The sequence below is a fragment of the Candidatus Omnitrophota bacterium genome, assembly GCA_041648975.1.
Taxonomy (GTDB): domain Bacteria; phylum Omnitrophota; class Gorgyraeia; order 2-01-FULL-45-10; family 2-01-FULL-45-10; genus JAQUSE01.
Window position 1 is genome coordinate 92,320 of the sequence record JBAZNZ010000004.1, and the last position, 9,148, is coordinate 101,467.

Annotated in this window: 11 protein-coding genes; all 11 read right to left on the reverse strand. The window is 48.2% G+C overall.

Going from position 1 to position 9,148, the window contains the following annotated elements; genetic code table 11:
• Positions 1 to 37 precede the first annotated feature (37 nt).
• Complete coding sequence (locus WC592_02070) at positions 38 to 196, reverse strand: hypothetical protein (GenBank protein MFA4981242.1); 159 nt, start codon at positions 194 to 196, stop codon at positions 38 to 40.
• A 24-nt stretch (positions 197 to 220) separates the two neighbouring features.
• Entirely contained in the window at positions 221 to 592 is a 372-nt protein-coding gene (locus tag WC592_02075) for a hypothetical protein (GenBank protein ID MFA4981243.1), read from the reverse strand.
• Positions 593 to 757: 165 nt separating this feature from the next.
• A complete protein-coding gene (plsY, locus tag WC592_02080; GenBank protein ID MFA4981244.1) occupies positions 758 to 1,387 on the reverse strand; it encodes a glycerol-3-phosphate 1-O-acyltransferase PlsY in 630 nt (209 codons plus the stop codon).
• On the reverse strand, positions 1,388 to 1,942 hold the full coding sequence (gene pgsA / locus WC592_02085; protein ID MFA4981245.1) for a CDP-diacylglycerol--glycerol-3-phosphate 3-phosphatidyltransferase: 555 nt from the start codon (positions 1,940 to 1,942) through the stop codon (positions 1,388 to 1,390).
• A gap of 21 nt (positions 1,943 to 1,963) precedes the next feature.
• A complete protein-coding gene (gene lepB / locus WC592_02090) occupies positions 1,964 to 2,575 on the reverse strand; it encodes a signal peptidase I (protein ID MFA4981246.1) in 612 nt (203 codons plus the stop codon).
• Entirely contained in the window at positions 2,576 to 4,369 is a 1,794-nt protein-coding gene (lepA, locus tag WC592_02095; protein MFA4981247.1) for a translation elongation factor 4, read from the reverse strand. It lies immediately after the preceding gene.
• A 12-nt stretch (positions 4,370 to 4,381) separates the two neighbouring features.
• Complete coding sequence (locus WC592_02100; protein ID MFA4981248.1) at positions 4,382 to 5,806, reverse strand: phosphoglucomutase/phosphomannomutase family protein; 1,425 nt, start codon at positions 5,804 to 5,806, stop codon at positions 4,382 to 4,384.
• Between the two features lie 137 nt (positions 5,807 to 5,943).
• The gene (rpe, locus tag WC592_02105; protein MFA4981249.1) at positions 5,944 to 6,582 is read right to left on the reverse strand and encodes a ribulose-phosphate 3-epimerase; all 639 of its coding nucleotides are present in this window, start codon (positions 6,580 to 6,582) and stop codon (positions 5,944 to 5,946) included.
• 127 nt (positions 6,583 to 6,709) lie between these two features.
• The gene (locus WC592_02110) at positions 6,710 to 7,762 is read right to left on the reverse strand and encodes a site-2 protease family protein (GenBank protein MFA4981250.1); all 1,053 of its coding nucleotides are present in this window, start codon (positions 7,760 to 7,762) and stop codon (positions 6,710 to 6,712) included.
• On the reverse strand, positions 7,759 to 9,024 hold the full coding sequence (locus tag WC592_02115) for a pitrilysin family protein (GenBank protein ID MFA4981251.1): 1,266 nt from the start codon (positions 9,022 to 9,024) through the stop codon (positions 7,759 to 7,761). Before WC592_02115 ends, WC592_02110 begins: the two co-directional genes overlap by 4 nt.
• Positions 9,025 to 9,028: 4 nt before the next feature.
• Positions 9,029 to 9,148 (reverse strand): Holliday junction resolvase RuvX (gene ruvX / locus WC592_02120; protein MFA4981252.1); only part of this gene is annotated, 120 nt, incomplete at its 5' end.

The window sequence follows — 9,148 nt, forward strand, 5'->3', positions numbered from 1 at the left end:
AACCTCCTTTTAACAAAAGAGCCTCTTTTTCTACATTCTAGGCGTGATTCATCCTGGATTTCATATATTTTGACTCGAAAAAAGCTATATCGCGATTGATCTCGTTGTACAACCGCTTTGCTTTTCTATAGCTGAAATACCTCGAGATCTTCCTGCCAATAACATTATACAGCCTTCTCGTTACAACATATGGCATATTGTAATCCCCCTCTCTCTAAACTTAACTCGCTAATGTCGCCTTTGCGAAGACGACCTTAAAAGAATGCAAAAACGCTATAGTGTATACGGTCCTGTTAACAACCGCATAAAATGACCCCATGATCTTGCATATGACCTTATCTTCGTTGTGGCCGTCATTATGCTCTTTCATTATGTGAAAATTCCTCTTGTTGGTATTGTCTATGCTGTTCTGGGAATCCATCCATTTCTGGAGATCGGCATCGTCAGACAGGCGCTTAACTTCTTTTATAAAATAGAAACACCTTCTCTCGGTCTTCGCGACGACACCATCCTTCTCGAAGATCTCTTTAAGAATAACATCCTTTTTGCGGGAAGCTGCAGAGGTTAAATTTTTGAATAGGACTTCTCTCATGTTAGCACCTATAGAAATACTTTTTAAAACGTTTTAGTTACATATCTAAAAAATAGCCTCCCCCAATCTCATGTGTAAGTATACCCTATCATTTTTGACCTGTCAAGAGGAAGAAGCTATCTTTTTGAAATACTAACAAAAATTTTACATACTCTTAATATATATCTACTTAGGCTTAAATAATATGGTCTTATTCTCCTCCCCTCTTAGCAGCCTTCGTAGATTGTCTTTATGTTTATACACGCTCAAAAGACATGTGGCTACGCTGAATACTATTATATAAAAGGATACCTTAAATATGCACGCTATTATAGGAAAGGAGATGAGCGCAATTATGGACGCCAGAGAAACGTAATTAGAGACAGAAAAGACTACGATCCAGATGATCAGCGAGGGAAGCAGTATTAACGGAGCCAGCCCTATCGCGACTCCCAGGGTAGTGGCAACCCCCTTCCCTCCGCGGAATTTCAGAGTAACAGGCCAGATGTGACCGCATATCGCGATAAACCCGAGGAGAGACCTGTAGAAATCGTAGTCGAGATCGACTCCGAACGAGTAGGAATAACCTGCAACCAGCGTCACTGCCGCCAGGCCTTTAGATATATCTATTATCAGTGTTATAACGGCTGGGATCTTGCCGGCGGAACGCAGGACATTAGTTGCGCCGGCGTTCCCGGAGCCGACCTGCCGTATATCGACCCCTGCGAATATCTTTGTTATTATATAGCTCGTCGGAAATGCTCCGAGAATGTACGACAGCGCTACCGATGCAGCTATAGCTATAATAGAGCTCATTTACGGCGCCTTCTTCAAAACCGAGTGATTTTCATTCAAGACCCTGCTGCCCTTGATAACATAATCTATACCCGATACCACTGTAAGGGCTACCGCCGTATTCCAGATAATATTCGAGTACTTGAACTGCGCCAGTACGCTGACTATCGTTATCATCTGGAAGAATGTCGTTATCTTGCCTACCGCGCTCGGCGATACTTTCAGGTCGCCCGTCAAGAGATGTATCATGACCGAGCCCAATACGATTATCGCGTCGCGCGATATGACGATGATAGGCACGTAGGGCGGGAGCTTATGGCCCGACGGGATGTTATTCGCTATCGCAAGGCATATAAAAGCGCTCATCAAAAGCAGTTTATCCGCTATAGGATCGAGGATGGTCCCGAGTTTCGTCTTCTGTTTGAATGTCCTGGCTATAAAACCGTCGACGCCGTCGCTAATGACGGCCAATATGAATAGGATAAGCGCGATATTCGTCTTCGAATAGACGACCGCCGCTATAAAGAAAGGTATAAGTATTATCCTTAGGATCGTTATCTTGTTCGCTAAACTCACCTCGCCCCCTTTTTTTATCAGCTACTCAGCCTTTATCGCCTTCATCCGGTGCAACGGCCAGTATATCAATATTGCCCTACCGATAAGGTTCTTCTTGGGAACGAACCCCCAGTACCTGGAATCCCTCGAACTGCCGCTATTATCGCCGAGGGCGTAATAAGAATCCTTCGGGACGGTTATGCTCTGGCCCTCCTTACCGTAATCTCCGGCGTTGTAATAATAGACCGCCTCTATGGATGGATGGTCATCAACCGCCTTGCCGTTCACCAGGATTTTGCCGTCCTTTATCTCTACGGTCTCCCCTCCCACCGCTATCAGCCTTTTAACGAAATCCTTTTTAGGGTCCTCGGGCGAGACGAAGACTATTATGTCCCCTCTCTTGGGTTGTTTCACGGCAGGAACGGGAAGCCTCAGGTTCACAAAAGGTATCCGAGCGCTGTACAGGAACTTATTGACAAATATCCGGTCCCCTATTTTAAAAGTCGGTATCATGGATCCCGATGGTATCTTGAACGCCTGGACGAAGAACGTCTGTATGAACATCCCGAGCACTACGGCTATCAGTATAGAATCGACCCACTCCTTTATCTCTTTTTTTACGCTGTCTTTCATCATTACCTTTCTATCTGTCAATTATGCCTTCAAAGCGGCGAAGAACGCTTCCTGCGGTATCTCAACCTTGCCGAACTGCTTCATCTTCTTCTTTCCGGCTTTTTGTTTCTCCCACAGTTTCCGCTTTCTCGTTATGTCGCCGCCGTAACATTTGGCGGTGACGTTCTTCCCGACGGACTTTATCGTCTCGCGGGCGATTATCTGGCCCCCTATTGCGGCCTGCAGGATTATCTGGAATAGATGCCGCGGTATAGTTTCCTTAAGCTTTTCGATTATGGCCTTGCCCTTCGCATACGCCTTATCTTTAAAAACGATGGACGAGAACGCGTCGTAGACTTCGCCGTTTACGAGTATGTCCAGCTTGACTATACTGGTAGGCCTGTAATCCATAAGTTCATAATCGAGAGAGCCGTAGCCTTTTGTCACAGACTTCACTTTATCGTAAAAATCTACTATGACTTCGGATAACGGAAGATTGTAGATTATCTGGACCCTATCCTCGTCCAGATATTCGGTAGAGACGTAAGAGCCGCGCCTGGATTCAGACAGTTCCAATATAGTACCGATAGAATCTTTAGGGCTTATTATATAGGCCTTGACGAAAGGCTCCTCCACATCGTCTATTTCCGACGGATTAGGCAGTTTCATCGGGTTATCTATATCGAGGACCGTTCCATCCTTCTTCTTTATCTTATATACTACACTGGGCGTTGTAACGACCAGGTTCAGGTCATATTCTCTCTCGAGCCTCTCCTGTACTATCTCCATGTGCAAAAGCCCCAGGAAGCCGCATCTGAATCCCATGCCGAGGGAGACCGACTTTTCCGGCTCGAATACAAAAGAAGCGTCGGATAACCTCAATTTATCGATGGCATCTTTCAATGCCGGGAAATCCGCGCTGTTTGCCGGATATATGCCGCTGAATACCATCGGGTGGACCTTCTTGTACCCTGGCAGAGGTTCAGCTGTCGGGTTCTCAAAATCCGTAACGGTATCGCCTACAGATATGTCTTTTGAATCCCTTATGTTGCAGTTTATATATCCGACCTCGCCGCACTGCAGTTCATCGACCTGCTGCGGACGCGGGTTGAATATACCGACTTCCTGGACCTCATAGACGTTATTATTAGCCATCGTAAGCACTTTCATGCCTTTTCTTATGACGCCGTTCATGACCCTGATAAGTATTACAACGCCTTTGTAGATATCGAATTTGGAATCGAATATCAAAGCCTGGAGCGGATTAGCCGCATCGCCCCGGGGGACCGGTACCTTATTAACGACCGCTTCAAGTATATCTGCCGTGCCTATCCCCTGTTTGGCGCTGGCCAGGATGATCTCGGATTCTTCAAGGCCGAGTATCTCGCATATCTCATGTTTTACTTTATCAATCTCTGCGCTTGGAAGGTCTATCTTGTTTATTACGGGTATTATCTTCAGGTTGTGTTCCATAGCCAGGTACAGGTTGGCGACGGTCTGGGCCTCGACGCCCTGGGCCGCGTCGACAACCAGGAGCGCGCCTTCGCATGCCCCGATAGATTTGGAGACTTCGTAGGTGAAATCGACGTGCCCCGGCGTATCGATAAGGTTCAATTCATACGTCTTGCCGTCTTTGGCTTTGTAGTTGATCCTGACGGCGCTGGCCTTTATCGTTATGCCGCGCTCCCTCTCAAGGTCCATATCGTCGAGGAGCTGGTCATGGAACTCCCTGTCGCTTATCGCGCCCGTGAACTGCAGTATTCTGTCGGCGAGCGTAGATTTGCCATGGTCTATGTGGGCTATTATAGAGAAATTACGAATTAATGATTTATCCATCGTTTCCTGTTCTTAAATGCTATAAGCCAATTTCTTGCCGAATTCCAGGATCGCAAGAGCCTGCTTCTCCGTCGGAGCTTCGGCGTAGACCCGTAATATCGGTTCGGTCCCGGAAAGCCTCATCATGAGCCATGATGAATCTTTGCATATGAACTTATCGCCGTCCAGCCTGTTGATCTTCACGACCGGGCTGCCCAGTACTTCTTTAGGCGGATCGGTCTTCAGATGTTCCATCAGTTTCTGCTTCTTGTCGTCCGGATATTTCACGTCGAGCCTGCGGTATTCGTAGGTGCCGTATTCCTTATCTATGGCCTTCAGGATATCCAGTATGCCTTTCTTCCTCATCGACATCATCTCCAGTATCAGGAGCCCGGACAATACGCCGTCCCTCTCCGGTATAGAGTTCTTGAATGCCACGCCGCCTGTCTCTTCGCCGCCTATCAGGACGTCCTTCTTAAGCATTATCTCACAAATGTATTTAAAGCCTACCGCCGTCTCATGCGTCTTCAGGCCATACTTTTTGCATATCTTATCGATGAGGCCCGTGCCGCAGAGAGTCTGTATCACGTCGCCCCTCATCTTCTTGTCCTCCAGGAGGTGCAGCAGTAGAAGCGTCATGATCTTGTGCCCAGTAAGGAGCTTGCCGTTAGGCAAAGCCACGCCCAGCCTGTCCGCGTCGCCGTCCGTGGCCAGCCCTATATCATACTTTCCCGCTTTTGTCTTTTCGGCCAGCTCTTTAAGGTTCGGCAATATCGGCTCCGGATTTATCCCGCCGAAACCGGGGTTCTTTTCGTCATGTATAGTGTCCACCTTACATTTGCCGCCTTTAAGGATATCCGCTATGTAATCATTACCGGTCCCGTACATCGAATCTACCAGGACCTTTAAACGGCTCTTCTTCAGTAATTTGATATCGGCGTAGTTCCTCACAAATTGAAGGTGTTTCGGGATAATATCTTCGAACCCGATCATGCCCGACGCCTCCAGCTCCGCCAGGGGAGCGTACTTCACTTCACCCTTCCCAAGATACGATTCAAATTTTTTCGTTATGTCCGGGCCCGCGGAACCTCCATAATACGCCTTGAATTTAATGCCGTTATACCTGGCCGGATTGTGGCTTGCGGTTATCATCACGCCGCCCACCAATCCTCTGTCTTTTATGGTAAAACTCACCGACGGAGTAGGCGTCGGCCGGTCGGACAATATCGTCTTGATCCCGTTTGAGGCCAGCACGCACGCTACGAGTTCGGCGTATTTGTCGGACAGGAACCGCGTGTCGTAACCCACTACCGCGCGGCGGTCCTTTACCTTAAGCGGCTTCGTGTCGTTGTTTATATAATCGGCCATGGCTTGAGCGACCAACTTTACGTTATCGAACGTGAAATCCTCGCTTATCACGGCCCTCCATCCGTCTGTCCCGAACTTTATACTGCCCATATTACTCCTCTCTTTCGATAGTCTTGTGTAATGTTAATTGTGTAATGTGTAATGAAAAACATCAAAAAGACAATTTCCATTACACATGCATACATTACACCAGCATTACACATTACACTTTACACATTAAACAAATATCATATTCCTCTCAGTCCTCTAATGGCGCCGGAATAATCCTTGCTCCCGAATACCGCGGTGCCCGCGACGATGACATTGGCGCCTTTTGTTATAACCTCGGCGGCGGTCGACTCATTGATCCCGCCGTCCACCTCTATATCTTTCTTGAATAATTTACGGAGCTCCTCTATCTTAGGCAGGCAATCCAGGATGAACTCCTGCCCCGCAAAACCCGGCTCAACGGTCATGATGAGGACCATGTCCACCATAGGTAGTATGCTTTTAATGGACTCAAGGTCCGTCTTAGGCCTGATCGAAACGCCGGCCTTCTTTTTGTAATATTTGATAAGTTTGATTATCTCCTTCGGTTTCTCCTCTACCTCCGCATGGAACGTTATGATATCGCTCCCGGCCTTGGCAAAGCTCTCTATATACTTTTCGGGATTATCGATCATCAGATGGACGTCGAGAGGCAGCTTCGTCATAGGCCTTATCGACTTCACGACTACCGGACCTATCGTTATGTTCGGCACAAAATGGCCGTCCATGACATCGACATGTATCCAGTCGGCTCCGGCCTTCTCAACATCCCTTATCTCCTGCCCCAGTTTGGAAAAATCCGCCGACAGTATGCTGGGAGCTATCATTATTTTCTGCATGTCCATCTCCTCTTGAGGCTACGTAAGGTTATGGAAGGTTAATTAAGGTTACGTAATGTTAATTTGGCTTTTGTAACTTTACGTAACATTCACTAACCTTACGTAACATTATGTAACCTTTTATTAATTACCCCTTCTGAGATACCATTGAATATACCCTGCCGATATCTTCCAGGGTGATCACGCCGATCACTTTATTATCGCGCATCACCGGCAGCACCCTGACATTATTTACCTGCATTATATTCTGGACCTTCATAAGCGCGTCCGAATCCTTTACTTTTGGAAAATCTTTGCGCATTACATCCTTTACCATCGTATTCATCCCGAACCGGTGTACGCCGGCCATTATATCCTGCCTTGTGGCGAACCCGACCGCATCGCCGTCGTCGACCACGGGAAAATCCTCCTGATGGGAGTGGAAGACCAGCTCCAGGACTTTCGCCAGCGTGGTGTTGCTCTTAACGGTATAAAAATTAGTAGGCAGTATATCGCGAACCCTGAATTTTTTCAAGGCCTCTTTTACATCCACCTGCATCTCTTCGCTGGAAGCGGCCATATATATGAATACGGCTATCACTATTAAAACGATGTTTAACCTTACAAAACCGAAATACGCGAAGCCTAACGCAAATACGTGGCCGAGGTTCACGGCGATCTTCGTGGCCTTCCGGTATCCCATCCTGGTAGCGAGAAGCGCCCTCAAGACCCTGCCGCCGTCCATAGGGAAGGCAGGCAAAAGATTAAAACCGGCAAGAGCCAGGTTTATCCAATATAGATACGCGATCGCAAGCTTCCATGTCCCGGCCGAAAGAGAATGGAACAGGATCTCATCCCCCAACAGGTATTTCATCGGGAAGAAGAATATTACCAGGATGGCGATATTGGAAGCCGGGCCGGCCAGCGATATCAGAAGCTCCTGGATCGGCTTCTCGGGGATCTTTGCCATGGACGCCACCCCGCCTATTGGGAGCAGCGTGATCTCACTGACATTTATCCCGAAATATTTCGCTACAAGGCTGTGGCACAGCTCGTGGACCGTAACGAAGAAAAAGACCCCGAACACCAGGAATACCCATTTCAAGCCGCTCGGCAGGACCAACAGGAACAGAAGAAAGAACGTCACGTGGATGTTTATCGATATGCCGAATATTTTAAATAACTTTATTGAGCCTCTCATGCCAGGTGAAATACCTCCCCGATCTCGCTGCCTTTCTTTGTCGGCCCTATAATGGCGAGGTTCAGGTTCTTGTCTTTGAAGACATTCCCCGATACCCTAATTATGTCTTCCGCGGTTATCGCCTCGATGCGTTTCAGGATATCCGCTACGCTGAAGTCCTTCTCGCCGGATATGATCTTTTCGCCCAGCCACAGCATATGGCTCATCGTGTCCTCGAGCGCGAACAATAACTGGCCCTTATAGAACTCTTTCGCCCTTCGCAGCTCCTCCCCGGAAACCGGCTCCTTCCCCATCCTCGCCGTCTCGCGCAGGATCACTTCAAGCGCCTCGATGAGCTTCTTATCGTCCACGCCTGCGCTTATTATGAACGCGCCGCAATCATCATATCTCCTGATGGTCGAGGATATTTCGTAACAGAGCGCCATCTCATCTCTCACTATATGGAATAGCCGCGACGACATGTTGGCCCCCATAATAATATTCAACAGGCTCAACGTATGCCTGTCGGGGTGAAACCTGTCTACAGCGTGGAGACCGATCGCTACATGCGTCTGCTCCGTATCCTTTGTGCGCAGGTCGATGCGAGGCGCCTCCTGCCGCGTAATGACCTTTGTGAACGCGGGGGACTTCTTTCCCTTAGCGTCGGCAAAATATTTATTTCCTAATTTCGCCAGGATATCTTCTTTTATATTACCCGTCCCTATGAGCAGCATATTGGCAGAGTTATAATAGGTATCCTTGTAAGAGACTAGATCGTCCCTCGTTATGGCTTTCACCGATTCCACGGTCCCGGCGAGCGGCATCCCGAGCGGCTGGTCCGGCCACATCTCTTCAGCCAGTATCTCATGGACATAGTGCGAAGGCATATCCTTATACATATTGATCTCTTCGATTATTACGCTCTTCTCTTTCTCTATCTCTTCCGGCGCCATCTTGGGATTCTGCGCCATATCGCTCAATATATCTATGCCGAGCTCGGCGTCCTTGGAAAGGACCTTGACGAGGTAGCAGGTGTGTTCCTCCGACGTGAATCCGTTGAAACTTCCGCCGCGCCCCTCGATCTCCTGCTTTATCGTCTTCATGTCGCGCTTTGTCGTGCCCTTGAACAGGAGGTGCTCCAGAAGATGGCTTATGCCGCTCGTCTTCACATTCTCATACCTGCCGCCGGCGCGTATCCAGACGCCTATGGAGACCGATTCCATATGCTGCAGGGGTTTAGTGGCGACCCTTAAACCGTTATCCAGAATATCTATCTTATACATCCGCTTATCCTTTCTTACGCGAATCCAGGTATCCCTGCAATATCACCTGAGCCGCCATCTTATCCATGACCCTTTTTCTTTTTGCGCGGCTTAAGTCCGCCTCTAGAAGCGTCCTCTCCGCCTG

Bases quoted from the DNA above. Each gene is read 5' to 3' on its own strand.
- rpe (MFA4981249.1), bottom strand. From the start codon at position 6,582: ATGCAGAAAATAATGATAGCTCCCAGCATACTGTCGGCGGATTTTTCC.
- lepA (MFA4981247.1), bottom strand. From the start codon at position 4,369: ATGGATAAATCATTAATTCGTAATTTCTCTATAATAGCCCACATAGAC.
- WC592_02070 (MFA4981242.1), bottom strand. From the start codon at position 196: ATGCCATATGTTGTAACGAGAAGGCTGTATAATGTTATTGGCAGGAAG.
- WC592_02110 (MFA4981250.1), bottom strand. From the start codon at position 7,762: ATGAGAGGCTCAATAAAGTTATTTAAAATATTCGGCATATCGATAAAC.
- WC592_02115 (MFA4981251.1), bottom strand. From the start codon at position 9,024: ATGTATAAGATAGATATTCTGGATAACGGTTTAAGGGTCGCCACTAAA.
- WC592_02100 (MFA4981248.1), bottom strand. From the start codon at position 5,806: ATGGGCAGTATAAAGTTCGGGACAGACGGATGGAGGGCCGTGATAAGC.
- plsY (MFA4981244.1), bottom strand. From the start codon at position 1,387: ATGAGCTCTATTATAGCTATAGCTGCATCGGTAGCGCTGTCGTACATT.
- WC592_02075 (MFA4981243.1), bottom strand. From the start codon at position 592: ATGAGAGAAGTCCTATTCAAAAATTTAACCTCTGCAGCTTCCCGCAAA.